Here is a 25,210-nt window from a genome sequence, read left to right on the forward strand (position 1 = left end):
CACCCCTGAGGAGCCAGCCGTATGGACCAGATCCTGTACGCGGCCGAGGACGGCGTCGCGACCATCACCCTCAACCGCCCCGAGGCCGCCAACGCCCAGACCATGGCCCTCCTCGACGACCTCGACGCGGCCTTCACCCGGGCCGGCCGCGACGAGGGCGTCCGGGTCGTCGTCCTGCGCGCCAACGGCCGTCACTTCTCCGCTGGGCACGACCTCAAGGACCGCTGGCCCGGACCCGGCGAGATCACCCTGGAGTGGATCTACGACGCCGAGACGCGCCGCTATCTGGAGTACGCGCTGAAGTGGCGCAACCTGCCCAAGCCCACCGTCGCCGCCGTCCAGGGCAAGTGCATCGCCGCCGGGCTGATGCTGTGCTGGCCCTGCGACCTGATCGTCGCCGCGGAGAACGCCGAGTTCTCCGACCCGGTGGTGCACATGGGCATCGGAGGCGTCGAATACCACGGTCACACCTGGGAGTTGGGGGCACGCAAGGCGAAGGAGATCCTGTTCACCGGCCGGCCTCTGACCGCCCGCGAGGCCGAGCGGACCGGCATGGTCAACAAGGTCGTCCCGCTCGACGAACTGGACAGCGCGACCCGCGAGTTGGCCGAGCGCATCGCCCGGATGCCCCCCTTCGGCCTGCGCCAGGCCAAACGAGCCGTGAACCAGACCCTCGACGTCCAGGGCTTCTACGCCGCTCTCCAGTCCGTCTTCGACATCCACCAGACGGGCCACGGCAACGCGCTGAGCGTGTCCGGCCATCCCGTCCTGATCCGGCTGGACGACATGAAGCAGCACGTCCGGCAGGACTGAGCTCAGCCGAGCGCCGCGGTGAACAGGGGCAGGTCCACGGTCGTACGGACCCCCGGCGCCGCGGCGCAGACGGCGGGGACGGCGTTGACGGCCCGGTGGGCGGTGTAGCCGGGCGAGACGGCGCCCATCCGGTCGAGCGGCACCGGGAACCGCATGTCGATGTCGAGGGGCGTGTCGCCGTCGACCGTCACATGCCAGCCGGTGGGCCGCAGGTCCCAGGCGGGGTCCAGGTCCGTGGCGCAGTACCAGGTCGAGTGGAACCGCAGCAGCGTACGACCGCCGCGCAGACCGGACACCGTCGTGCGCTGCGCGGCCACCGTACCGGCCGACAGGCGGCCGGCGGCGATGGCGGTGGTGCGGGCCGCGGTGGCGAGTCGCCCGTGCGCCTCCACGGCGTCGAGGGGCAGGCCGAGGGCGTCGGCGACCAGTCGCAGGGACGGCCCGAAGCTCGACCGGAGGTGAGCGAGGCGGCGTTCGCCGAAGGCGGCTGTCGGCACCTGGCCGAAGCCCATCACGTCGAACAGCAGCCCGGGCGAGTTCCGTCGGGAGAGATCGGCGTACTCGTGGATGGTCAGGGTCTCCAGCCGCCGCTGGAGGGGGGCCAGGACGAGCGGTACGGCCTCGGTGATGAACCCCGGGCTGCTGCCGGTGCTGTGCAGCGAGGTCCCGCCCCGCGCGCAGGCGTCCTCGACCCGTTCCTTGAGGGCGGGATCCAGGCCGGCCGGGTGATGGAAGCCGCCGGCCGTGGTCACCATGTTCGCGCCGGACGCGAGCAGGGCGCACACCTCGTCGTCGTCCGCCGCCCGCGGCATGTACAGCACGCAGTCGGCGCCCAGGCCCAGGATCGCGTCGATGTCGTGGGTCGTGGTGACCCCCGTCGGGCCCGTCCCGCACAGTTCGCCCGCGTCGCGCCCGGCCTTGTCCGGAGTCTGCACGTGGACCCCCGCCAGTTCCATGTGCGGATGTTCGAGTACGGCGCGCAGCGACCGCCTGCCGATGGTCCCCGTGGCCCACTGAATGACGCGAAGAGGCCGCCTGGCGTGCTGCATGTCCACCACCTGGGTAGTCGCGAGGAGGGGGCGGACACGCGGCACGGACACGGCTGCCGCCCCGGTTCGCCGTCCGTGCTCTATACGAGGGTCTCGTCCATCCCCCCGTCGTCCATCCCGGCGTCGTCCATCCCGGCGTCGGGCTCCACCTCGAAGGTGTTGTACGCCATCGCCTGTAGCCCGTAGGCGCCGACGACGAACACGAACTCCATCAGCTGTCGTTCGTCCAGTTCCTTCGCCAGCTCCGCGTAGGTCTCGTCGGAGAGGGAGGAGGCGCTCTCCAGTTCGTCCACGGCCCGGTTGACCAAGGTGTCGGCGCCCTGCCGCACCTGCTCCAACTCCTCCTCGGTGACCCCGGCCCGATCGGCCATCAGTACATGGTGCGCCCACTCGTAGCGGCAGCGGCGCCGCCAGGCGACCCGCAGCACCGCCAGTTCCCGCATCCGGGCGGGCAGCGAACCGCGGTACACCAGTTGGGTGCTGAAGGTCAGGAACGCCCTGGCCAGGTGCGGGTGGTTCAGGAGCAGGCCCAGAGCGTTGGACGGCGGTGTCGTGCGCCCGCCGGTCAGCGGGCGCAGGACCTCGGCGTCCCACTCCTCGAAGGGGATCGGGGGCAGCCGCGTCATGTGTTGCGGCCCCCGTTCACCCCGAGGATCTGGCCGGTGATGTAACCGGCCTCCTCGCTCACCAGGAAGGAGCAGGCGGCCGCGATGTCCTCGGGGCGCCCGACCCGGCGGACGGGGGTGCGGGCGATGTGGTCCTCGATGGAGCCGCCGAGCCGCTCCTTCTGCTCGGCCGTGCGCAGCATCGGAGTGTCGACGAAGCCCGGCGGGACCGCGTTGACGGTGATGCCCCGTGGGCCGAGCTCCAGGGCCAGGGACTTGGTCAGCCCGTTCACCGCGGACTTGGCGGCGACATAGTGCGCCATGAACGGCTGCCCGGAGTGCGTGCTGGAGGAGGAGATGTTGACGATCCGGCCCCAGCGGGCCTCCCACATGTCCGGCAGGGCGGACTGCACGCAGTGGAAGACACCGTTGAGGTTGATGTCGACCACCCGCTGCCAGTCCACGAAGGAGAGGTCGGCGAAGCGGGTGAAACCGTCCTTGCCGGCCGCGTTCACCAGCACCGTCACCGGCCCGAGGCGCTCGCGCACCGAGTCCATCGCCTTGTCGACCTGGGCCCGGTCGGAGACGTCGACGGTCAGGCCGTAGCCCTCCCCGGCGGGCGCGATGTCGAGGACGGCGACCTTCATGCCGTCCTCGGCGAGCCGCCGGGCGACGGCCCGGCCGATGCCGGAGGCGCCGCCCGTGACGACCGCCGTCCGGACCGGGCCCGCCGCCGCGGCTGCTTCCGGGCTCATGCGAAGGCCTCTTCGCCGACGACGGTCGTCCGGTGCAGCAACCGCTCGGAGCTCTCGTCGTAGGGCAGCGCCCGGTGCAGGATCCCGGTGTTGTCCCACACCACCAGGTCGCCGACCGTCCAGTCGTGCGTGTAGCGGAACCGTTCCTGGGTGCTCCAGTCGAGGAGTTCGTCGAGCAGGGCCCGGCTCTCCTCGGGGTCCATGCCGACGACGTGGTCGGCGGTGGCGCCGGTGACGAGGGAACGGCGGCCGTCCCGGCGGCGCCACACCAGAGCCACCTCATGGGTGGGCTGGGTGCGCCAGCCGGCCAGCTCCTCCTCCGTGGGGTCCGGGGTCACCAGCCGCTGCGCCGCCTCGAAGCTGTGCACCACACGCAGGCTCTCGTAACGCTCGCGCTCCTTCTCCGGCAGGTTCTCGTAGGCGGCGTAAGTGCTGGAGAACTCGGTTCCGCCGCCCACCGTGGCGACATGACGGGCCGTCAGTGTGGTCACCCTGACGGGGACGTCGTCGCTGGTGCCGTCGAGGTGCCAGTGGAAGGCGCCCTTCAGGTACTTGGCGCTCTTGCTCTTCGCCGGGTTGACGGAGATCGGGAAGATCTCCTGGCCGCGCAGCGCGACCACCTCGCCCAGCCTGCGGCTGAACGCCAGCTGCCGGTCGTCGTCGAGGTGCAGACCGCGGACCAGGAGTATCCCCCGCCACTTGAGGGCTTCGGCGGCGCGTTCGACGAAGGTGCCGTCGAGTGGGTCGGTCACGCCGGTGAACTCCACCCCGAGCGACGGGCTCAAGGCCTTCGATTCGATCATGGAAATACCCCTTCCATTCGCGAGAATCATATTCTCACCATGCCGGGGGCCGGAAGTGGAGAACATCAGGTTCTCTTGTCCGAATCCTTGATTCGCGCAAATAGAGAATGTAGTTTCCGGTCATCCGGGGTCTGACGTCGGGGGTCGACCGAACCAGGAGGGCTGGGATGCGGTTCAAGGACAAGGTGGCGATCGTCACCGGGGCCGGGCAGGGCATCGGCGAGGGGTACGCCAAGGCACTGGCCGCCGAGGGCGCGAAGGTCGTGGTCGCCGAGCTGAACGAGGAGCAGGGGCAGCGGGTCGCCAAGGAGATCGGCGACGCCCTCTTCGTGCGGGTCGACGTGGCGGACCCGGCCTCGGCACAGGAGCTCGCCGACACCGTCGTGCGGGAACTCGGTCGCATCGACTACCTGGTCAACAACGCCGCCATCTTCCACGGGATGCGTCGCGAGGGCATCGTCACCGTCGACTACGACTACCTCGACCGGTTCCTCAAGGTGAACCTGCTCGGCGCCCTGCACGTGACCCGCGCCGTCCTGCCGCACCTGGGCGAGGGCGCGGCCGTCGTCAACCAGTCCTCCACCGCCGCCTACCAGCCCACCGGCTTCTACGGACTCGCCAAGGCCGGCATCAACCACCTCACGGTCTCCCTCGCCGCCGAACTCGGCGGGCGCGGCATCCGGGTCAACGCGATCGCGCCGGGGCCGACGGACACCGAGGCGACCCGCAGCATCGTCCCGGAGGAGTACCGCGGGGCCATGGTGCAGTCCCTCGCCCTCAAGCGCATGGGCACCCCGGCCGACCAGGCCGGCGCCGTGCTGTTCCTGCTCTCCGACGACGCGAGCTGGCTCACCGGTCAGATCCTGGCCGTGGACGGCGGACAGGTGGTGCGGCTGTGAGCGCCCCCGCCCAGAACCCGTCCCTGGTCGTCAAGTCCCAGCTGATCGACGGCAGGCTGACCGCCGCCGAGAGCACGTTCCCCTCCCACAACCCCGCCACCGGCGAACTGCTCGGCCACGCCCCCGACGCCACCCCGGCCGACGCCCAGGCCGCCGTGGCCGCCGCCCGCCGCGCCTTCGACACCACCGACTGGTCCACGAACAAGGAGCTGCGACTGCGCTGCCTGCGCCAGTTGCACCAGGCCCTCGACGAACACCGCGAGGAATTGCGCGAGTTGACCGTCGCCGAGGTCGGCGCCCCCCTCCAGCTCACCCACGGACCCCAGCTCGACGAGCCCATCGGCATCGTGAGGTTCTACGCCGACCTGCTGGAGAAGTGCGAGTTCAGCGAGGACCTGGGCGAGATCGAGTCGCGCGGCCGGCGCCACCACCGCTGGGTGGAGAAGGAGGCCGCCGGGGTCGTCACGGCGATCCTGCCGTACAACTACCCCAACCAGCTGGCCCTCGCCAAGCTCGCCCCCGCCCTCGCCGCCGGCTGCACCGTCGTCCTGAAGGGCGCCCCGCAGAACCCCCTCATCACCCTGGCGCTCGGCGAACTCATCGCCGAACACACGGACATCCCGCCGGGGGTCGTGAACGTCCTCGGCTCCTCGCGCGCCGAGGTCGGCGAACTCCTCACCACCCACCCCGACGTGGACGTGGACGTGGTGACCTTCACCGGCTCGACCCCCGTCGGCCGCCGCATCATGGCCGCCGCGGCCGACACCGTGAAGCGGGTCTTCCTCGAACTCGGCGGCAAGTCCGCGATGATCGTCTTCGAGGACGCGGACTTCGTGAAGTCGGCCATGTTCGCCGCGTTCACCATCTGCTCCCACTCCGGCCAGGGCTGCGCCCTCACCTCCCGCCTCCTCGTCCCGCGCGCCCACCAGGACCAGATCGTGCAGCTCGTCGCGGCCGGTCTCGAACGCGTCAAGGTCGGCGACCCCACCGACCCCAGCACCACCATGGGCCCGCTCATCAGCGAGCAGCAGCGCGACAAGGTCGACGGCATGGTCCGGCGGGCCGTCGCCGACGGGGCGACCCTCGTACGGGGCGGCCACCGCATCGACCCCGGCTGGTTCTACGAGCCGACCCTCCTCGCGCATGTCGCCCCGGACAGCGAGATCGCCCAGGAGGAGGTCTTCGGCCCGGTCCTGGCGGTGATCCCGTTCGACGACGAGGAGGACGCGGTCCGTATCGCCAACCACTCCAGGTACGGGCTGTCGGGGGCCGTCCACAGCGCCGACGAGGAGCGGGCGATCCGCGTCGCCCGCCGGATCCGCACCGGCACCTTCTCCATCAACGGTGGCAACTACTTCGCCCCCGACGTCCCCTTCGGCGGCTACAAGCAGTCCGGGGTCGGCCGGGAGAGCGGACGGGCCGGCTTCGAGGAGTTCCTGGAGGAGAAGTCCTTCGCCCGGGTGGTCGTATGAGGCCGCTGGAGGGCATCCGGGTTCTCGAGGTCGCCATGTACGGCTTCGTGCCCTCCGCCGGTGCGGTGCTCGCAGACTGGGGCGCGGACGTCGTCAAGGTCGAGCACGCCGTCACCGGAGACCCGCAGCGCGGACTGCGGCAGACCGGCTCGTTCAAGGTGGAGGGCGATCCCAACCCCAACGTGGCGCACGCCAACCGCGGCAAGCGCTCCCTGGGCCTCGACATGGCGTCGCCCGAGGGCCGCGAGGTGCTGTACGAGCTGGTCAGGGGCGCGGACGTGTTCCTCACCAGCTTCCTGCCCGCCTCCCGCGCCCGCCTCGCCATCGACGTCGACGACATCCGGGCCGTGAACCCGCGCATCGTGTACGCCCGGGGGAGCGCGCTCGGTCCGCGCGGCCCCGAGGCCGACCGGGGCGGCTACGACATGACGGCCTTCTGGGCCCGCGCCGGCACCGCGGCCTCCATCACCCCGCCCGGCACGGAGGGCATGGTCAGTCCGCCCGGCCCGGCCTACGGCGACACGATCTCCGGCACCAACCTGGCGGGCGGCATCGCGGCCGCGCTCCTGCGCCGCGAGCGCACCGGCGAGACCTCGGTCGTCGACGTCTCCCTCCTCGGCAGCGGCCTGTGGGCGCTCGGCCACTCCATCGGCCTGTCCCTGCACCTCGACCGGGCCTGGGAGGGCGTGACGCCCAGCGCCCACGGCTCGCCCGCCAACCCGCTCTCCGGCCTCTACCGCACCTCCGACGACCGCTACCTCTCCTTCGTCATGCTCCAGCCGGCGAGGTTCTGGGCGGACGTCTGCCGCTGCCTCGGCCGTCCCGACCTCGCGGACGACCCACGCTTCGCCACCGTCGAGTCCATCGCGGCGCACACCGACGACGCGGTGAAGATCCTGCGCGAGGTGATCGCCACCCGGACCCTCGCCGAGTGGTCCAGGGACCTCGCCGCGCTGGAGGGCCCCTGGGCGCCCGTCCAGGACACCTTCCAGGCCGCCGCCGACGCGCAGGTGCGCGCCAACGGCTACATCGGACAGGCCGGCGAGCTCGAACTCGTCGCCAGCCCCGTCCAGTTCGACGTCGAGGACACGCGCCTCGGCCCCGCTCCCGAGTTCGCCGCGCAGACGGAGGAGATCCTCTCCGAGCTCGGCTACGACTGGGACCGCATCCTCGCCCTCAAGGCGGGCGGCGCGGTCACCTGACCCCGCACTTTTCGTCACCTCCCTCGGACGACGGCGTCCGAGCTCCCCGAGGAGGCACCTTGCGCAGGTTGCTGATCGGCTCGGTCACCGTGGTCGCGGTGCTGCTGGCCGGCTGTTCCACCCGTTCCGACGACGACACCGGCACCGACGCCGCGCAGAAGGCGACCCCGGCCGCCGGCGCGCCCCCGGCCTCGGCCGACTTCGGCACCCTCAAGGACGTGTGCGGCCCCGGCACCGCCAAGACCTCGGCCGTCCAGGGCGTCACCGACAAGAAGATCCAGGTCGGTGTCATGTCGGACGTCGGCTTCACCAAGAACTCCGAGTTCCCGGACGCCGCGAAGGTGTTCACCTCCTGGTGCAACGCCGCCGGCGGCATCAACGGCCGCGAGATCGTCCCCGTCACCCGTGACACGAAGCTGATGCAGGTCCGCCAGGGCGTTCTTCAGGCCTGCAAGGCGGACTTCGCGCTCGTGGGCGGCGGATCCGCGCTGGACAGTCTGGGCACGCCGGACCGGCTGAAATGCCTGCTGCCCACCTTCCCCGCGCAGTCCAGTCAGATCGGCGCGATCGGCTCCGACCTCCAGGTGATGGCCTCGCAGCCGACCGCCGGGTACTTCCAGTACGCCGGCTACTACGCGTGGCTGATGAAGGAGAAGTACCCGGACTCGGCGCAGAAGGCCGGCATCATCGCGGGCGACGTCCCGGTCACCAAGGTCATGGCGGGGCAGTTCAAGGAGGCGATCGCGGGCCTCGGCGGCAAGGTGTCCTACAACGACCTCTACCCGGCGGCCGGCGTCTCCGACTGGACCCCCTACGCCCAGTCCATCAAGAACAAGGGCGTCAAGGGCCTGGTCTTCCTGGGGGACTTCGCGAGCCTCGCCAAGCTGGAGCAGGCCCTCACCAACATCGGCTACACCCCCGACTGGATCGACGCCAACAGCAACGCCTACGGCCCCGCCTTCCAGCAACTCGCGGGCACCGCCCTCGCCAAGCAGCACAACTACGCCGAACTCTTCGCCACCGCCCCGCTGGAGAGCGCGGCCGACAACCCGGCCACCCAACAGGTCATCGACCTGTTCGAGAAGTACGCGCCCGGCAAGCAGGTCACCTACCCCATGCTGCGCGCCTTCTCCGCCTGGCTGCTGTTCGCCACCTCGGCCCGCGACTGCGCCGAACTCACGCGCAAGTGCGTGGACGACAACGCGCTGAAGAACACGGACTGGACGGCGGGCGGGCTCCAGGCCCCCTTCGACCTCGCCTCGAAGGAACCGCCCAAGTGCTACTCGGTCGTCGAGGCGACGACCAAGGGCTGGCAGCCGGCGGACTTCAAGCCGGACCAGGGCGCCTACCGCTGCGACGCGGTCGCCTACAAGTACAAGGGGAACTACGGCGAGCCGGCCACCCTCGCCTCCGTCGGCAAGTCCCCGTCCGACCTGACCTGACCTGACCTGACCCTGACCGGACCTGAACCGACCGCAAACGAAGGGCAGTTGAGTGACGTGAAGGTACGCGTCGACCCCGAACGCTGCCAGGGCCACACCCTGTGCTTCATGCGCGCCCCGGAGGTCTTCGAACTGAGCGAGATCGACGGGCACTCGGCACCGGCCGTCGAGGAGGTCCCCGAGGGCCAGGAGGACCGCGTCGTCGAGGCCGTCCGGTCCTGCCCCGAGCGGGCGATCAGCGTCTTCTGAGCGCAGAGAGCAGGCACCCGATGACCGACGACGAGACCCGCAAACAGCCCCGCGTCCACTTCGACCGGCACGCCCCCGAGTACCGCGACCGGTTCGAGGAGCAGACCCGCGCCTTCCACGCGGGCTGCCCGCTCGCCTGGTCCGACACCTACGGCGGCCACTGGGTGGCCGCGGGCAACCGCGAACTGCTCGCCTTCGCCCGCGAGCAGGACAAGCTCTCCAACGACCACGACGTGCACGGCGAGCGGCGCGGCTACCAGGGCATCAACATCCCCGCGCCCGCCCGCGGGCGAGGCATCCGCGGCGGCTTCCTGGAGATGGACCCGCCCGAGCAGCGCGCCTACCGCAACGCGCTGAACCCGTATCTGTCCCCGGCGGCCGTCGCCCGCTGGATCCCCTTCATCGACGAGGTGGCCCGGGCCTGCCTCGACGAGCGGATCGAGTCCGGCCGCATCGACTTCGTCGACGACCTCGCCAACATCGTCCCCGCCGTCTTCACCCTCGCCATGATGGGCATCCCGCTGAAGAAGTGGGAGCTGTACAACGAACCCGCCCACGCCGGCGTCTACACCCCGCCGAACTCGCCGGGCATGGCCCGCGTGGTCGAGGCCCACAAGGCCATGCTCCAGGACATCGGCGCCACCCTCCACGAGGTCCGCGCCCGCCCCCGCCCCGGTCTCGCCGATGCCCTCGCCCGGATGGAGGTCGACGGCCGGTCGCCGTCCGACGCGGACCTCGTCGGCGCCCTCGCCCTGCTCATCGGTGGCGGCTTCGACACCACCACCGCGCTCACCGCCCACGCCCTGGAGTGGCTCTCCGACCACCCGGACGAACGCGCCCGGCTCAGCCGCGAACGGGACACCCTGCTGGACTCGGGGACCGAGGAGTTCCTGCGCTACTTCACGCCGGCGCCCGGGGACGGCCGTACCGTCGCGGAGGACTGCGCGATCGCCGGCAAGGAGTTCAAGGAGGGCGACCGGCTGTGGCTGTCGTGGGCGATGGCCAACCGCGACCCGGCCGTCTTCACCGACCCGGACGATGTCGACCTCGCCCGCCCCGCCAACCGGCACACCGCCTTCGGCCTCGGCATCCACCGCTGCATCGGATCCAACGTGGCCCGTACGGTCTTCAAGCGGATGCTCCTCCAAGTCCTCGACCGGGTACCGGACTTCGTGTGCGAGCCGGAGGGCACCGTCCACTACGAGACCATCGGCGTCATCCAGGGCATGCGTCACCTGCCGGCCGGCTTCACCCCGGGGTCCCGTCTCGGCCCAGGCCTGGAGGAGACCCTCGTCACCCTTCAACAGGCCTGCGACGAACAGGGGTTGGCGCAGCCGGTCACCGTCCGCAAGGCGGAGGCGAAGATCCGTTGAGCACCCCGCCCGAGGCAACCGCCGCCCGTCCGCAGCCGCAGACCACCCAGGAGAGCGAGTTCTTCTGGACCTCCGGCCACGACGGGCGGCTCCGCTTCCAGCACTGCACCGCCTGCGAGGCCCTGATCCATCCGCCGCAGCCGGTGTGCCGGCACTGCCGCTCGCACGCCACCGCGGTCCGCGAGGTCTCCGGCCGCGCCACCCTCATCGGCTTCACGCTCAACCACCGCTTCCCGTTCCCCGGTCTGCCCTCGCCCTTCGTCGTCGCCCAGGTCGCCATCGAGGAGGACCCCCGCGTCCGGCTGACGACCAACCTCGTCGACTGCGCGCCCGAGGACCTCCGCCTCGGCATGCGCATGGAGGTCGTCTTCGAGCGGGCGGGCGAGACCTGGCTGCCCCTGTTCCGCCCGACGGCCCAGCAGTCGCCCCCGGCCCCGCTCCCGCCCGACGACCCGGCACCGGAGCGGATGCGCGCCCACGTCCGGACGCCCTCGAAGAGCCGCAAGTTCGAGGAACGGGCCGTCATCAGCGGCGCCGGAGCCTCACGTCTCGGCCGCCGCCTCATGGTCCCGCCGCTCGAACTGACCGTCGAGGCCTGCGAGAAGGCCGTCGCCGACGCCGGACTCACCTTCGACGACATCGACGGCCTGTCCACCTACCCGGGCGGCGGCGTGTACGGCGGCTTCGCCGAGGGAGGCCTCACCGCCCTGGAGTCGGCCCTCGGGGTGCGCCCGGTCTGGCACAACGGCGCCATGGAGACCTTCGGCCCCGGCGGCACCGTCATCTCCGCGATGCTCGCCGTGGCCGCCGGACTGGCCCGGCACGTGCTGTGCTTCCGTACCGTGTGGGAGGCCACGCACGCCGAACTCGTCCGGCAGGGACGGATCCGGCTTCCTCGACCGGCAGGCCCCGACGGCTGGTTCAAACCCTTCGGCGCCGTGTCGCCCGCGATAGCGCTCGCCATGAACGCGCAGCGCCACATGCACCGCTACGGCAGCACGCGCGAGACCCTCGGCTGGATCGCCCTCAACCAGCGCGCGGGCGCCGCCCGCCACCCGGACGCGATCTACCGCGACCCGCTCACCATGGACGCCTACCTGTCCGCACGCACCATCACCACCCCCTTCGGCCTGTACGACTGCGACGTGCCCTGCGACGCGGCGACCGCCGTCGTCGTCTCCGCGGCGGACGTCGCGTGCGACCTGCCGGGGACGCCCGTACGGATCGAGGCCGTCGGCACCCAGATCGTCGAGCGCCCCGAGTGGGACCAGGCCACCCTCACCCACGAACCTCAAGTCCTGGGCCAGGCCGCCCACTTGTGGACCCGCACCGAGCTGCGCCCCGCCGACGTGGACGTGGCGCTGCTCTACGACGGCTTCACCTTCAACTGCCTGTCCTGGCTGGAGGCGCTCGGCTTCTGCGGCATCGGCGAGACCCGCGACTTCCTGGACGGCGGCAAGAACATCGCCCGCGACGGGGTCGTCCCCCTCAACCCGCACGGCGGACAGCTCTCGCACGGCCGCACCCACGGCATGGGCCTGCTGCACGAGGCCGTGCTCCAACTGCGCGGCGAGGCCGGCGCGCGGCAGGTGGCGGGCGCGCGGACCGCCGTCGTCTCCAGCGGCGGGCTCACCCCCGGCGGCGTACTCCTGCTCAGGACGGACGGATGACCTCACCCACACCCTCGGTGGAACCCGGACTCGTCCCCGCCGTACGGCGACAGGTCGTCGACGTGCGCGGCGTCCCCGCCTCCGCCCTGGTCGCCGAGGTGGCGAGGCCGCAGGCGGTGATCGTGGCCCTGCACGGCGGCGCCACCACCTCCGCCTACTTCGACCATCCCGGCCACCCGCGGCTCTCGCTCCTGCGGACGGCGGCCGCGACGGGCTTCACGGTGATCGCCCTCGACCGACCGGGCTACGGCAGTTCCGCGGCGCACGAGGAGCGGATGCGGACGCCCGAGCAGCGCACGGACTTCGCGTACACGGCCGTGGAGGCGCTGCTGGAGGGCCTGGAACGCGGGGTCGGCGTGTTCGTCTGGGCGCACTCGGCGGGCTGCGAACTCACCGTGCGCATGGCGAGCGACCCACGCGGCGCCGAACTGCTCGGCGTGGAGCTGGCCGGCATGGGACGCGTCCACCACCCGCGGGCGGTACGCGCGATGGAGGAGTGGCGGCGCGACCCCAGCCGTGCCCGTCCCCACATCCGCCAGGCGCTGTGGCATCCGCCACACGCCTACCCGCCCGATGTGCACGGCGGCCGCCGTATCGGCGCCGCCTCACCCGCCTACGAGGGCCACCGCGAGGGCTGGCAGGAGGAGTTCGCGCAGCTCGCGGCCCGGGTCCCCGTGCCCGTGCACCTCACCCTCGCCGAGTACGAGCAGGTGTGGGCGAACGGACCCGAGGGACTTGCGGACCTCGCTTCCATGTTCACCGGAGCCCCACGGGTGGTACGCCACGAACAGGCGGGCGCCGGCCACAACACCAGCGTCGGCCGTACCGCTGTCGCCTACCACCTGAATGTCCTCGCCTTCGTCGAGGAGTGCGCGCTGGGTGTGCAGGCGCTGCCGACGGAGAAGGGGACGTGGGGATGAGTGAGGCTTCGGACACCGCTCTGCTGCTCGTACGGGGCGTTCTCGGCGTGGTCATGGTGGCCCACGGCTGGAACCACTGGCGCGGCGGAGGGGGCATAAGCGGCACGGCGGGCTGGTTCGGCGGCCTCGGCCTGACCCGCCCTCGATTGCAGGCCTGGTTCAGTGTCCTGACCGAACTGGGCGCGGGGGTCCTGTTGTTGGCCGGCTTCCTCACGCCGTTGGCCTGTGCGGCGGTGCTGTCCGTGATGCTGGTGGCGGGGCTGCTCGCGCACCGGCGCAACGGGTTCTTCGTGTTCAAGGAGGGCTACGAGTACGTCCTCGTCCTGGGTGTCCTCGCGGTGGCGCTGGGGGCGTGGGGGCCGGGGGAGTACGCGATCGACGAGGCCGCGGACATCAGTGTGACCGGGTGGGCGGGCGCCGGAGTGGTGCTCGGGGTGGGTGTCGTCGCGACGGCCGGTCTGCTGGCCGTGTTCTGGCGCCCGCAGAAGACGAGTTGAGGTCGGAGAAGACGAGTTGAGGCCGAAGCGGTCGAGTTGAGGTCGGAGAAGACGAGTTGAGGCCGAAGCGGTCGAGTTGAGGCCGGTGAAGACGAGTTGAGGAGAGACCCCATGCATGTGGGCTTCATCGGACTGGGCGGCCAGGGCGCGCCCATGGCCCGCCGGATCGTCGAGGCGGGCTTCGAGACCACCCTGTGGGCCAGGCGGCCCGCCACCCTCGTCCCCTTCGCCGACACCGCCGCCAGGACCGCGGGCTCACCGGCCGAACTGGCGGCCGCCAGCGACCTGGTGTGCCTGTGCGTGGTCGACGACGGTGACGTGCGGCAGGTGGGCGAAGAGGTGCTCGCCGGCCTTCGTCCGGGCGGGATCATCGCCGTGCACTCCACCGTCCACCCCGACACCTGCCGTCGTCTCGCGGGGCGGGCCGGCGCCCAGGGCGTGTCCGTGCTGGACGCACCCGTCAGCGGCGGCGGACGCGCCGCCGGCGAGGGCACCCTGCTGGTCATGGCTGGCGGGGACAGCGAGGCCTTCGTCTCCTGCCGCCCGGTGTTCGCCACCTACGGCGACCCGGTCGTCCACCTCGGTCCCACAGGCAGCGGACAGATCGCCAAACTCCTCAACAACCTATTGTTCACTGCTCAGTTGGGACTGGCCGCCGACGCCCTCTCGCTGGGCGGCCGACTGGGCCTGGATCCGGACGGCCTCGGCCGGATCCTCCCGCGCGGCAGCTCCGCGAGCTTCGCGCTGGAGCGACTGGTCGACGCGGGCGGGACACTCGACCGGATCGCCGGCCACGCGGGCGGACTGCTCGCCAAAGATGTGCGGCTGTTCGAGGAGGTGGCGGGCGCGGCGGCTCCGGGACCGGCGGTTCCGGGACCGGCGCAGGAGGCCGCCCGCGCAGCGCTGCGTGCCATGGGTCTGTGAGGAACATCCCGGAATCGCTACTGTGAGCGGACACCCGTCCAACGGCGGAAAGGGTCGGCCTGTGGCATCCGCACGGCGTGAGGAGATCCTCCAAGCGGCGCTGGAGGTGCTGGCCGCCCGAGGTTTCAAGGGCACCTCGATCGACGCCGTCGCCGAGCGAGCAGGGCTCACCCGGCAGGGCGTCCTGCACTACTTCCCCAGCAAGAAGCGGCTGTTCCTGGAGGTGCTGAACCTTCGCGAGCGGCTCAACCGGGAGAACCTGGCCGACCGCAGGCTGGGCGAGGACTGGGCCGGCGATTTCGCCGAGACCGTCGCCTTCGAACAGGACCACCCCACCCTCGCCCGGGTGCACAGCGTGGTGCTGGCCGAGGCGGTGACCGGTCAGGAACCCGCCCGCGGCTATGTCCGCGACCGCCGCCGCGCTCTCCAGGACCACCTCACCGAGCACCTCGCCGCCCGGTACGGGGACCGGCTGCCGAGCGGCCTGGACACCCGGACCGGCGCCACCGCCGTCTTCGCCTTCATCTGCGCCGGGGCCGGTTCGGGCGCCGGCTCATCGCCCTGCGCGACAGCGAGGCCGCGTACGCCACCCTCGGCGGACGGCTCCTCGGCGCGAAGGTCGCCGTCTTCGCGCTGTCGGCCGGCCTCGCGGGACTGGGCGGCGCCCTCTACGGCATGCAGGTGCAGACGGTCACCGCCGAGCAGTTCAACCTCGTCGCCGGGCTGCCGATCTTCCTGATCGCGGTCATCGCCGGACTCGGCCATGTCGGAGCGGGCCTCTTCACGGGCGTCGCGTTCGTCGTGCCGACGCAGGCGCTCGGCGAACTAGGCAGCTGGGCCCAGGACCTGTCCGCCCTGCTGATCGCCCTCGCCGGGATGGGACTCGCGCACAGCCCCAGCGGGGTCATCGCCCGGTTCCGTACCGAGTGGGCGCCGCTCGCCCGAGAACGGCTGCTGCTGGGGGCGTTGGGCGCGGTACTGGCCGGGTGCTGGCTGCTCGCCGCGCTCGGGGCGGCCGACGGCCGACTCCTGCTCGCCGTCGCCCTCGCCGCCGCCGTGGCTCTGCGGATCCGGGCAGCCGCCCGTCAACAAGCGCCCCTCGAGCTGCCGTTGGAGTGGTGGGGAGTGCGCCGGCCCTGGCGGCCCGAGGACGGGGAGGTGCTGAGCCGTGCCACTGCTACAGGCTGAGGAGGTGACCGTCTCCTTCGGTGGACGCCGGGCCCTGGACGCCGTGTCCCTGACCGCCGAGGCAGGCCGGGTCACCGGGCTCATCGGACCCAACGGGGCCGGCAAGAGCACCCTGTTCGACGTCGTCTCGGGCCTGCGCCGCCCCCGCACCGGCCGGGTCCGTCTCGACGGCCGCGACATCACCCGCGAGGGCCCCGCCCGCCGCGCCCGGCGCGGCATGTCCCGCACCTTCCAGCACCTGGAACTCTTCGGCCGGCTCTCCGTCCGCGACAACCTCCTCGTCGCCGCCGAACTCGGCCCCGAACGCCGGCACGCGGCCCGCACGGCCGACGCGGTCCTGGCCCGGCTCGGCCTGACCGACCAGGCCGACGCCCCCGCCGACGCCCTGCCCACCGGCATCGCCCGCCTCGTCGAGGTCGGCCGCGCCCTCGTCCTGAGGCCCCGCGTCCTGCTCCTCGACGAACCAGCCGCGGGCCAGGACGCCGAGGAGACCGAACGGTTCGCCGCCCTGCTGCGCGCCCTCGCCGCCGACGGCACCGCCGTCCTCCTCGTCGAACACGACATGAGCCTCGTGATGACGGTCTGCGACGACGTCCACGTTCTCGACCTCGGCAAAGTCGTCGCCGCCGGACCGCCCGAACGCGTCCAGCGCGACAAGACCGTGCTCGCGGCCTACCTGGGGGAGACATGACCACGACCGGGACCGCCCCGCCGGCGCACCCCGCGCGCCGGTCGCCCGAGAGGCCCCTGCTGGAACTCGCGGGCATCCGGGCCGCCTACGCCGGCATCACCGTCCTGCACGGCGTGGACCTCGCGGTCGCCGCCGGCCAGGTCGTCGCGCTCCTCGGCCCCAACGGCGCGGGCAAGACCACCGTCCTCAAGGTCGCCTCCGGCGTCCACCCGCCCGGCGGCGGACGGATCCTGCTCGGCGGCCGGGACGCCACCGGGATCCGCCCCGGCGACCTCGCCCGCGCCGGCGTCTGCCTCATCCCCGAGGGCCGGGGCGTCTTCCCCAACCTCACGGTCCGCGAGAACCTCCTGATGATGACCTTCACCGGCCGCGGCCGGGAGGAGATCGAGGAGAGCGCGTACGCCCGCTTCCCCGTCCTCGGCAGCCGCCGCACCCAGCACGCCGGCACCCTCTCCGGCGGTGAGCAGCAGATGCTCGCCCTCGCCCGGGGCCTGGCCACCGACCCGGCCGTCCTGCTCCTGGACGAGCTCTCCATGGGACTCGCCCCACTGGTCGTCGGCGAACTGTACGAACTCGTCGCCGAGATCGCCCGCCAGGGGGTCGCCGTCCTCGTCGTGGAGCAGTTCGCCGCCGCCGTACTGAAGATCGCCGACCACGCCGCCGTGCTCGTCCGCGGCCGGATCCAGTGGCAGGGGCACCCCGACAGCTCCCTGCACGCCGAACTCTCCTCCTACTACCTGGGGAGCACCGCATGACCAGCACCCACCACACCCACCACACCCACCACACGGATCGGACGGATCGGACGGATCGGACGGATCGGACGGGCCCGGCGGGACGGTCCGAACAGACCGACCGGGCCGACCGGTTCGTCCGCACACTCGCCGAGCTGAAGATCCCCGACCCCGCCGCCGCCCGCGCCGCCCTCTGGCTCCGCCTCGGCGGGCTGCTGATGCTCGCCGGGCTGGTCCTCGGCGGCCTCGCCTTCCCGCTCGCCCACGCCACCGACTCCAGCCTCGGCCAGGGCGACGCGCTCGCCCTCGGCCTCGGCGGGGTCGCCGCCGCCGTGGTGGGCGGCGCGCTGTTCCTGCGCTACTCGCTCACCGGCTTCCTGCGCTTCTGGCTCGCCCGTCAGTCGTTCGACCTGGACCGACTGGGGGAGCGCCTGACCACCCCAGCCGCGACAGCACTCGCCCCCCGGCAGAAGGAGCACCGCGCAATGGCGTCGTCCCCCGCACCGACCCCGCGCCCCGGTGACCAGCTCGCCGCCGCCACCGGCAGCACCCGTGTGATCGTGATCCGGGCCCCCGAGGACGCCTCGGCCACCGTCGAATGCGGCGGTGTCCCCATGCTCCCCGCCCGACAGGTCCCCGCCGGGCCACCCACCTCAGAGGCCCCCGGCACACTCGTCGGCAAGCGGTACGTGGACGCCGCCGACACCCTCGAACTGCTCTGCACCACCTCCGGCGCGGGCCCACTGACCTACGGAGGCGAGCCGTTGACCATCAGGGCGCCCAAGGCGCTGCCCGCCTCCGACTGAGGAACCCGCTCTTCCCTGACCCACGGACTCACCGGGTGCGCCCGGTACTCACCTGGTGGACGCCCTCTTGACGGGCGCTCCAGGCGGATCGACACTCGATTCCGGAATCCTAGTGAACAGGTAGGGAAACAATGGGGCGCCAGGAGCCGGTCACCAGCCGAGCGAGTCGCACGGCGTGGTCGTCGCCCCTTCTCACCTCCCGCCGTCACATCGACCTGCAGCGGGTCTGCAGCGCGATCCCCCTGGGCTGAGCTCCGGCCCGTCCGCGCGCCGAACCGCCCCGGTGGTGCCCTTCTCGGCACCGCTTCGTCCGGCGCGCGTGGACGAGTGCCACGCCCTCCCGCCCGACGTCGCAACCGCCGCGCGCACGTCCTCAGCGCGCCCGCCCCCAGGGAGAGTCATGTCCGTCACACCTTTGGCCGCCGCCCACCCGTCCGCCCGGCCCGCCCCCGCCTTCCGGGGCCGGATCGGCCGGGACGCGCGCAGCGGCCACTACGCCGTGCCCGGCCGCTACCGCCTCCACCTGGCAGCGGCCGATCCCGACTGTCTGCGCATCGCCGTCACCCACAGCCTCCTCGGCCTGGACCGGGTCTGCCCGGTCACCTTCCTCCCGGCCGTCCCGGACTGTCCCGACGGCGGCCACTCCGCGCTGCGCCCGCTGTACGACGCCAGCGCGCACCGGTACACCGGACCGGCCCTCGCGCCCGTGCTCAGCGACGACTGGTCGGGGCGCATCGTGAGCAGTCACGGCCCCGACATCGCCCGCGACCTCGCCCGGAGGTTCGGCGGCGGCCGGGCCACGCTGTACCCGTGCGGCGCCGAGTCGCAGATCGAGGCCGTCGAGCGGATGTGCGCGCAGGGGATCGAGGCGGCCGCGCAGCGCGCCGGAGCGGCCGACGCCGAGGAGGCGGAGCGCGCCGCCGCCCTCGACACGCTGCTCACCACGCTCGGTGTGCTGGAGCCGGGGCTCGGCGCGCATCAGTACCTGATCTGCGATCAGATCACCGCAGCGGACGTCGAGTTGTGGGTCACCCTGGTCCAACTCGACACCGTGCACCGCAATCACCTCGACGCGGCCGCCGTGCAGCGCATCGCCGGCCACCCCGCCCTGTGGGCCTACGCCCGCCGGCTGGCCGCCCACCCGGCCTTCGGCGCCCACCTCGACCTGGACGCCATCGCCCGCCGCCACCACGCCCGTTGTCAGGGCCTGGAGGCCGCCGGCGCGGCTGTCCAGATCCTGGACTGGGAGACCCACGCGGCGGACGGCGCCGAGGACCGACCGCAGGTCAACCGCCCCTGAGCCCGGTCCACTCATTGGACCGGCGTTGACATCCGTTCGGGCAACTGTCTTACTTACGGCCCAGAACGGTCATGAGCGTCAGCGACAAGCCCTGGCTTGCTGACCGGCAACCCTCGCTCCGCGGTGGGGTGCCCCAGGTGACGACCGGACCGACGTTTCGGTAACGACGTATCGGTAAGCGCGAGGGCCCCAAGGGGCCGGAACGGTGACGGTGACGGACATGTACGCAGCTCCTCGGACGGCTCCCCGCCGCCCCCGGGGCTGCGTACGGCCGTACCTCGACATCCTCGTCGCCAATCGCGCCGTCGACCTCCTCCGCGTGAACAGCGCACTGTGTACCGCACCGGGCCGTGCCCGCTGTCGGGGCTGTCAGGGCTGACCCCCCTCCCGCCAGCCTTCGCCCCGCCCTCGCGTTCCTGACGAACACCGCCCCAGCGGTGTGCCGTTGTCCGCCCCACCCCGGATCTGCCGTACGCATCCGTGCGCCGTGCCTGCCGCGTTCCCGACGCAGAGCGCCCCGCCGCCGCCCTGCCTCCGACGCGCCCGAGCCGTCCACGATCGCCGTGCCCCGGGGTGTCCGACTCCCGCCGGAGCCTCCCATGAGTGAACCCCCAGGCGCCGTGACCCTCGCCGAGGCCGCACCCGCCATCGACACCCCGTCAGAGAAGCTCACCGCCCAGCGCGTCCAGCCGCTGCGCCGGCCGGGCCGCTGGATCGCCACCGCCGTGGCACTGGTCCTGGTGGCACAGTTCGCACACGGGCTGATCTCCAACCCCTTCTACCAGTGGGACCGCTTCGGCTACTGGTTCCTGCGGCCGGTGATTCTCGACGGACTGCTGATCACCCTGGAAGTGGCCGCCTACAGCGCGGCGCTGGGCCTCCTCGGCGGCATCCTGCTCGCCCTCGCCCGGCTCTCGAAGAGCCCGGTGCTGCGCGCGGTCAGCTGGACCTACGTATGGGCGCTGCGCTCCATCCCGCTGATCGTGGTGCTGCTCTTCCTCTACAACTTCAGCGCCCTGTACCAGACCCTGAGCGTGGGGGTCCCCTTCGGCCCGGCGTTCTTCCGCTTCGACGAGTCCCGGCTGGCCACCGACATGGTGATCGCCGTCGTCGGCCTCAGCCTCAACGAGGCGGCCTATGCGGCCGAAGTGGTCCGCGGCGGCATCCTCTCCGTCGACCAGGGCCAGCACGAGGCGGCCGCCGCCCTCGGCCTGCCCAAGCGCTACCAGTTCTGGAAGATCGTCTTTCCGCAGGCCCTGCGGTCGATCACCCCGAACTACGTCAACCAGCTGATCGGCCTGGTCAAGTCCACCTCGCTGGTCTTCTACGTGTCGCTGCTCGACCTGTTCGGTACCGCACAGACCATGGGGGCCACCTACCCCGGCGACATCGTGCCGCTGCTGCTGGTCGTCACCGTCTGGTACCTGATCCTGACCAGCCTCGTCTCCGTCGTCCAGTTCCATGTCGAGCGGTACTACGCCCGGGGCGCCACGCGTTCCCTGCCGCCGACGCCGCTTCAGAAACTGCGGACCGGTCTCACCGACCTGCGGGCCCGCATCCGCCGGGAGGCCGCCGTATGACCACCGAGACCGTACAGAGCGCCGAGACCGCCGCCGTCGTGCCCGCCGCCGTCGAGGTGCACGACGTACACAAGTGGTACGGCGCCCACCGGGTCCTGGACGGCGTGAGCCTGACCGTGCGGCCCGGCGAGGTCACCGTGATCCTCGGACCCTCCGGCTCCGGCAAGTCCACCCTGCTGCGGGTCATCAACCACCTGGAGAAGCCCGAGATCGGCTACGTCGGCGTCAACGGCGAGCTGATCGGCGTCCGCCGGCACGGAGACCGGCTGCGCGAGCTGAGCGAACGGGCCATCCTGACCCAGCGCGGCCGGATCGGCTTCGTCTTCCAGAACTTCAACCTCTTCCCGCACCTGACCGTGCTGGACAACGTCGCCGCCGCGCCGGTCGCCACCGGGAAACTCGCCAAGCCCGCCGCCCTGGAACTGGCCCGCGAACTCCTGGACCGGGTGGGCCTCGCCGACAAGGCCGGCGCCTACCCCCGGCAGCTGTCGGGCGGCCAGCAGCAGCGCGTCGCCATCGCCCGCGCCCTCGCGCTGCGCCCCGGCGTCATCCTCTTCGACGAGCCCACCTCCGCCCTCGACCCCGAACTCGTCGGCGAAGTACTCGCCGTCATCAAGGACCTGGCGACCAGCGGCACCACCCTCGTCATCGTCACCCACGAGATCGGCTTCGCCCGAGAGGTCGCCGACCGGGTCGTCTTCATCGACGGCGGAAAGATCGTCGAGCAGGGCCCGCCCGACGAGGTCCTCGACTCACCGCAGCACGAGCGGACCCGGGACTTCCTCAGCAAGGTGCTCTGACACCGACGCGCCCCACGACTTCCCCCCACGCCACCACCCTCTCGCCCAGTCACATCAGTCACAAAGGACGGCCATGTCTGCCCACTTCACCCGACGCAGCCTGATTCGCGGCATCACCGCGGCGACCGCGGTCGCCACCCTCGCCACCGGGCTCGCCGCCTGCGGTGGTGACAGCGAGGCCGCCACCACGACCGACAGCGCGGCCGGCAGCGTGACCATCGGCCGGGTGTCCAACGGCGCCGCCAAGGAGACCGCCCTGAAGGTCTCCGAGGTCAAGTCCATCAGCGCCGAACTGCCCGACGCGATCAGGAAGAGCGGCAAGCTGAACATCGGCATCGGCGCCCTGCCCTCCGGCTTCGCCCCGCTCGCCTACGTCGGCGACGACCAGAAGACCCTCACCGGTGCCGAGCCCGACCTCGGCCGCCTGGTGGCCGCGGTCCTCGGCCTGACGCCCGAGACGAAGAACTTCACCTGGGAGAACCTCTTCGTCGGCATCGACAGCGGCAAGGTCGACGTCGCCTTCTCCAACGTCACCGACACCGAGGAGCGCAAGAAGAAGTACGAGTTCGCCTCCTACCGCCAGGACAACCTCGGCTGGGAGGTGAAGAAGTCCAGCAAGTGGAACTTCGACGGCAACTACGAGAACCTCGCCGGCCTGACCGTCACCGTGGGCTCCGGCACCAACCAGGAGAAGATCCTCCTGGAGTGGAAGAAGAAGCTCGAGGCCGAGGGCAAGAAGCTCACCATCAAGTACTACCCGGACCGCAACGGCATCTACCTGGCGCTCGCAAGCGGCAAGATCGACGCGTACTTCGGCCCCAACCCCGGCATCGCCTACAACGTCGCCAAGACCGCGGGCACCGCCAGTGCGACGCGGAACGCGGGTACCTTCTCCGGCGCCGGGGAGACGCTCCAGGGCCTGATCGCCGCCACCGCCAAGAAGGACAGCGGCCTCGCCAAGCCGCTCGCGGACGCCATCGACTACCTGATCGAGAACGGGCAGTACGCCAAGTGGCTGGCGGCCTACATCCTCTCCAACGAGGCCGTCGCCAAGTCCGAGATCAACCCGCCCGGACTGCCGCTGGACAACTCCTGATCGATCGTCACCATAGCGATGACACATGGAAGTTGAGTTGCAAACGACAGGAACGACAGGTACGACAGGAAGGGACTTTGCCTCCGTGGCCACCCCGATCGACCTCCGCGGCGGCGGAGCTCCGACCGTCACGCACCCGCACCCCCTCGACAACGCCGTGTGGGCCGCGCTCGTCGGCCCGCACTCCCACCTCGCCGCCCGGGTCGGCCGCGCCGCGCGCTACCCGGCCGACGTCTACGACTTCGCCGCCCTCGCCGACCCCGGGGACCCGGCCGCCTGGGCCGACCTGCTCACCCTCGTCGGCCCCGGAACGCCCGTACGCATCAAGCCCGTTCAACGGGTGCCCGACGGCTGGGAGGTCATCGGCGGAGGAGAGGGCGTCCAGCTCGTCGCCACCGAGGAGTTCCGCACCGAACCCGCATCCGAGGCCGTACGCCTCGGCCCCGACGACGTGCCGGAGATTCTCGACCTTGTCGCCCGCACCCGCCCCGGCCCCTTCCTCCAGCGGACCATCGCCCTCGGCACCTACCTCGGCATCCGCCACCAGGGTCGCCTGATCGCCATGGCCGGCGAACGGGTGCGGCTGCCCGGCTGGACCGAGATCAGCGCCGTCTGCACCGACCCCGGCCACCGTGGCAAGGGCCTCGCCACCAGGCTGATCCGAGCCGTGGGCGCCGGCATCCGCGACCGTGGCGACACCCCGTTCCTGCACGCCGCCGCCGACAACACCGCGGCGATCCGCCTCTACGAGTCCCTCGGCTTCATCCTCCGCCGCCGCTCGACCATAGCGTCGGTGCGCACGCCGGGAACATCCGGCGAGGTCGGGGCGTTGTGACTCATGACGAGATGTGTGAGGTGCCGCCTGAGCAGCGTGCCGGCGCCCAGAAGAGGGAGGGGACGGCCGTGATCCACATATGCCACGCCGTACACCTCCACTCCCGGCCCCACATCGACCTCCAGCGCGTGGCCGGCGCGCTCTGTAGCTCCTGACCCTTCCCCAGCCTTCGGCCGGGGGACCCCCATCTCGCTGCGCTCGTCTCCGCCCTGCCCCGCCGCCTCGTTCGGCGTGGGCCGGCGCTCTCGTACGGACCTCCAGGAAGGCGCCCTCGTGTCCTCGACTCCCTCTTCCTCCCCTCTGCACCTCGCCGTCGCGCTGGACGGCACCGGCTGGCACCCCGCCTCCTGGCGCGATCCCGTCGCCCGACCCCGTGAGCTGTTCACCGCCGGATACTGGGCCGACCTGGTCGCCGAGGCCGAGCGCGGACTGCTCGACTTCGTGACGATCGAGGACGGCCTCGGCCCGCAGTCCTCCCACTTCCTCGACCCGGACGACCGCACCGACCAGGTGCGCGGCCGGCTCGACGCCGTCCTCGTCGCCTCCCGCGTCGCCCCGCTCACCCGGCACATAGGCCTGGTCCCTACCGTGGTGGCCACGCACACCGAGCCGTTCCACCTCTCCAAGGCGATCGCCACCCTCGACTACGTGAGCACCGGCCGCGCGGGCCTGCGCGTCCAGATCACCGCCCGCCCCACCGAGGCCGCCCACTTCGGCCGCCGCACGATCCCCCGCATCGAGGCCTACGACGCCCCGGCCACCCAGGAGTTGGTGGCCGATCTGTTCGACGAGGCCGCCGACTACGTCGAGGTCGTCCGCCGCCTCTGGGACAGCTGGGAGGACGATGCGGAGATCCGGGACGTGGCCACGGGCCGCTTCATCGACCGCGACAAGCTCCACTACATCGACTTCGAGGGCCGCCACTTCAGCGTCAAGGGCCCCTCCATCACCCCGCGCCCGCCGCAGGGCCAGCCCCTGGTCACCGCCCTCGCACACGACACCGTCCCGTACCGTCTGGTGGCCCGCGCGGCCGACGTCGGCTACGTCACCCCGCACGACACCGCCCAGGCCCGGGCGATCGTCGCCGAGATCCGTGCCGAACAGGAAGCGGCGGGGAGGGCCGCCGAGCCGCTGCATGTCTTCGCAGACCTGGTCGTCTTCCTCGACGACGACCCGGCCGAGGCCGCCGCCCGCCTCGACCGCCTCGACGCCCTCGCCGGCGAGGAGTACACGAGCGACGCCCGGGTATTCGCCGGATCGCCCGCCCAACTCGCGGACCTGCTCCAGGAGTTGCAGGCGACAGGCCTGACCGGTTTCCGGCTGCGCCCCGCCGTCGCCGGCCATGACCTCCCGGCCATCACCCGGGGCCTCGTCCCCGAACTCCAGCGCCGCGACGCCTTCCGCCGCGCCTACGAGGCCGACACCCTGCGCGGGCTGCTCGGCCTGACCCGCCCCGCCAACCGCTACGCCGCCGCGACCGCCGTCGCCTGAGCGGGAGGGAGACCCC

At 71.9% G+C, this 25,210-nt stretch carries 27 protein-coding genes, 1 pseudogene and 1 riboswitch; of the genes and pseudogenes, 24 read left to right on the forward strand and 4 right to left on the reverse strand.

Annotated elements, in window-relative coordinates; genetic code table 11:
* Positions 1-21 precede the first annotated feature (21 nt).
* On the forward strand, positions 22-813 hold the full coding sequence (locus OG289_RS43285; protein WP_327319480.1) for an enoyl-CoA hydratase: 792 nt from the start codon (positions 22-24) through the stop codon (positions 811-813).
* Between the two features lie 2 nt (positions 814-815).
* Here OG289_RS43285 and OG289_RS43290 read toward each other — a convergent pair whose 3' ends face one another.
* The 4 genes from OG289_RS43290 to OG289_RS43305 all read right to left on the reverse strand — a co-directional run bounded on the left by OG289_RS43290 (position 816) and on the right by OG289_RS43305 (position 4,025).
* Positions 816-1,862 (reverse strand): NAD(P)H-dependent amine dehydrogenase family protein, encoded by a 1,047-nt coding sequence (locus OG289_RS43290; protein ID WP_327319481.1) that lies wholly within the window; start codon positions 1,860-1,862, stop codon positions 816-818.
* 80 nt (positions 1,863-1,942) lie between these two features.
* Complete coding sequence (locus tag OG289_RS43295) at positions 1,943-2,488, reverse strand: carboxymuconolactone decarboxylase family protein (RefSeq protein ID WP_327319482.1); 546 nt, start codon at positions 2,486-2,488, stop codon at positions 1,943-1,945.
* Positions 2,485-3,222: an SDR family NAD(P)-dependent oxidoreductase gene (locus tag OG289_RS43300; RefSeq protein WP_327319483.1), complete on the reverse strand. Its 738-nt coding sequence runs from the start codon at positions 3,220-3,222 to the stop codon at positions 2,485-2,487. The genes OG289_RS43295 and OG289_RS43300 overlap by 4 nt, the downstream gene beginning before the upstream one ends.
* Positions 3,219-4,025: a TauD/TfdA dioxygenase family protein gene (locus OG289_RS43305; RefSeq protein ID WP_327319484.1), complete on the reverse strand. Its 807-nt coding sequence runs from the start codon at positions 4,023-4,025 to the stop codon at positions 3,219-3,221. The genes OG289_RS43300 and OG289_RS43305 overlap by 4 nt, the downstream gene beginning before the upstream one ends.
* Positions 4,026-4,192: 167 nt before the next feature.
* Here OG289_RS43305 and OG289_RS43310 point away from each other — a divergent pair, with 167 nt between their 5' ends.
* The 23 genes and pseudogenes from OG289_RS43310 (at position 4,193) to OG289_RS43420 (ending at position 25,194) form a co-directional block, all read left to right on the forward strand.
* Entirely contained in the window at positions 4,193-4,924 is a 732-nt protein-coding gene (locus tag OG289_RS43310; RefSeq protein ID WP_327319485.1) for an SDR family oxidoreductase, read from the forward strand.
* Complete coding sequence (locus OG289_RS43315) at positions 4,921-6,396, forward strand: aldehyde dehydrogenase family protein (protein WP_327319486.1); 1,476 nt, start codon at positions 4,921-4,923, stop codon at positions 6,394-6,396. The genes OG289_RS43310 and OG289_RS43315 overlap by 4 nt, the downstream gene beginning before the upstream one ends.
* Positions 6,393-7,598, forward strand: coding sequence for a CaiB/BaiF CoA transferase family protein (locus OG289_RS43320; RefSeq protein WP_327319487.1), 1,206 nt, complete (start codon positions 6,393-6,395; stop codon positions 7,596-7,598). The genes OG289_RS43315 and OG289_RS43320 overlap by 4 nt, the downstream gene beginning before the upstream one ends.
* Before the next feature lie 59 nt (positions 7,599-7,657).
* Positions 7,658-9,040, forward strand: coding sequence for an ABC transporter substrate-binding protein (locus OG289_RS43325; protein ID WP_327319488.1), 1,383 nt, complete (start codon positions 7,658-7,660; stop codon positions 9,038-9,040).
* Between the two features lie 57 nt (positions 9,041-9,097).
* On the forward strand, positions 9,098-9,289 hold the full coding sequence (locus tag OG289_RS43330; protein WP_327320979.1) for a ferredoxin: 192 nt from the start codon (positions 9,098-9,100) through the stop codon (positions 9,287-9,289).
* A 20-nt stretch (positions 9,290-9,309) separates the two neighbouring features.
* Positions 9,310-10,662 (forward strand): cytochrome P450, encoded by a 1,353-nt coding sequence (locus tag OG289_RS43335; protein WP_327319489.1) that lies wholly within the window; start codon positions 9,310-9,312, stop codon positions 10,660-10,662.
* Positions 10,659-12,332 (forward strand): thiolase C-terminal domain-containing protein, encoded by a 1,674-nt coding sequence (locus OG289_RS43340; protein ID WP_327319490.1) that lies wholly within the window; start codon positions 10,659-10,661, stop codon positions 12,330-12,332. Before OG289_RS43335 ends, OG289_RS43340 begins: the two co-directional genes overlap by 4 nt.
* The gene (locus OG289_RS43345) at positions 12,329-13,252 is read left to right on the forward strand and encodes an alpha/beta hydrolase (RefSeq protein ID WP_327319491.1); all 924 of its coding nucleotides are present in this window, start codon (positions 12,329-12,331) and stop codon (positions 13,250-13,252) included. Before OG289_RS43340 ends, OG289_RS43345 begins: the two co-directional genes overlap by 4 nt.
* Positions 13,249-13,749 (forward strand): DoxX family protein, encoded by a 501-nt coding sequence (locus OG289_RS43350; protein ID WP_327319492.1) that lies wholly within the window; start codon positions 13,249-13,251, stop codon positions 13,747-13,749. Before OG289_RS43345 ends, OG289_RS43350 begins: the two co-directional genes overlap by 4 nt.
* 111 nt (positions 13,750-13,860) lie before the next feature.
* Positions 13,861-14,673 (forward strand): NAD(P)-dependent oxidoreductase, encoded by an 813-nt coding sequence (locus OG289_RS43355; protein WP_327319493.1) that lies wholly within the window; start codon positions 13,861-13,863, stop codon positions 14,671-14,673.
* Positions 14,567-14,887, forward strand: a pseudogene (locus tag OG289_RS43360) (TetR/AcrR family transcriptional regulator); the annotation flags it as partial. The gene OG289_RS43355 and the pseudogene OG289_RS43360, both read left to right, overlap by 107 nt.
* Positions 14,888-15,234: 347 nt before the next feature.
* Positions 15,235-15,861: an ABC transporter permease subunit gene (locus tag OG289_RS43365; protein WP_327320980.1), complete on the forward strand. Its 627-nt coding sequence runs from the start codon at positions 15,235-15,237 to the stop codon at positions 15,859-15,861.
* A complete protein-coding gene (locus OG289_RS43370) occupies positions 15,842-16,552 on the forward strand; it encodes an ABC transporter ATP-binding protein (protein ID WP_327319494.1) in 711 nt (236 codons plus the stop codon). The genes OG289_RS43365 and OG289_RS43370 overlap by 20 nt, the downstream gene beginning before the upstream one ends.
* Positions 16,549-17,307, forward strand: a complete 759-nt coding sequence (locus tag OG289_RS43375) for an ABC transporter ATP-binding protein (protein ID WP_327319495.1) — start codon at positions 16,549-16,551, stop codon at positions 17,305-17,307. Before OG289_RS43370 ends, OG289_RS43375 begins: the two co-directional genes overlap by 4 nt.
* Positions 17,304-18,092, forward strand: a complete 789-nt coding sequence (locus OG289_RS43380) for a hypothetical protein (RefSeq protein ID WP_327319496.1) — start codon at positions 17,304-17,306, stop codon at positions 18,090-18,092. Before OG289_RS43375 ends, OG289_RS43380 begins: the two co-directional genes overlap by 4 nt.
* 131 nt (positions 18,093-18,223) lie before the next feature.
* Entirely contained in the window at positions 18,224-18,343 is a 120-nt protein-coding gene (locus tag OG289_RS43385; protein WP_327319497.1) for a putative leader peptide, read from the forward strand.
* Positions 18,344-18,492: 149 nt separating this feature from the next.
* Positions 18,493-19,392, forward strand: coding sequence for a glutathione S-transferase C-terminal domain-containing protein (locus tag OG289_RS43390; RefSeq protein WP_327319498.1), 900 nt, complete (start codon positions 18,493-18,495; stop codon positions 19,390-19,392).
* A 67-nt stretch (positions 19,393-19,459) separates the two neighbouring features.
* Positions 19,460-19,579: riboswitch (SAM riboswitch) on the forward strand.
* A gap of 412 nt (positions 19,580-19,991) precedes the next feature.
* Entirely contained in the window at positions 19,992-20,972 is a 981-nt protein-coding gene (locus OG289_RS43395; protein WP_327319499.1) for an amino acid ABC transporter permease, read from the forward strand.
* Positions 20,969-21,772 carry an amino acid ABC transporter ATP-binding protein gene (locus OG289_RS43400; RefSeq protein WP_327319500.1) on the forward strand — a complete coding sequence of 268 codons (804 nt, stop codon included), beginning with the start codon at positions 20,969-20,971 and terminating at the stop codon, positions 21,770-21,772. Before OG289_RS43395 ends, OG289_RS43400 begins: the two co-directional genes overlap by 4 nt.
* Before the next feature lie 73 nt (positions 21,773-21,845).
* Positions 21,846-22,868, forward strand: coding sequence for a transporter substrate-binding domain-containing protein (locus tag OG289_RS43405; RefSeq protein ID WP_327319501.1), 1,023 nt, complete (start codon positions 21,846-21,848; stop codon positions 22,866-22,868).
* 85 nt (positions 22,869-22,953) lie between these two features.
* Positions 22,954-23,703 carry a GNAT family N-acetyltransferase gene (locus tag OG289_RS43410; RefSeq protein ID WP_327319502.1) on the forward strand — a complete coding sequence of 250 codons (750 nt, stop codon included), beginning with the start codon at positions 22,954-22,956 and terminating at the stop codon, positions 23,701-23,703.
* Between the two features lie 11 nt (positions 23,704-23,714).
* Positions 23,715-23,858, forward strand: coding sequence for a putative leader peptide (locus tag OG289_RS43415; RefSeq protein ID WP_327320981.1), 144 nt, complete (start codon positions 23,715-23,717; stop codon positions 23,856-23,858).
* Between the two features lie 118 nt (positions 23,859-23,976).
* On the forward strand, positions 23,977-25,194 hold the full coding sequence (locus OG289_RS43420; RefSeq protein WP_327319503.1) for an LLM class flavin-dependent oxidoreductase: 1,218 nt from the start codon (positions 23,977-23,979) through the stop codon (positions 25,192-25,194).
* The last annotated feature ends 16 nt before the right edge of the window (positions 25,195-25,210 follow it).

This window comes from Streptomyces sp. NBC_01235 (genome assembly GCF_035989285.1).
Taxonomy (GTDB): domain Bacteria; phylum Actinomycetota; class Actinomycetes; order Streptomycetales; family Streptomycetaceae; genus Streptomyces.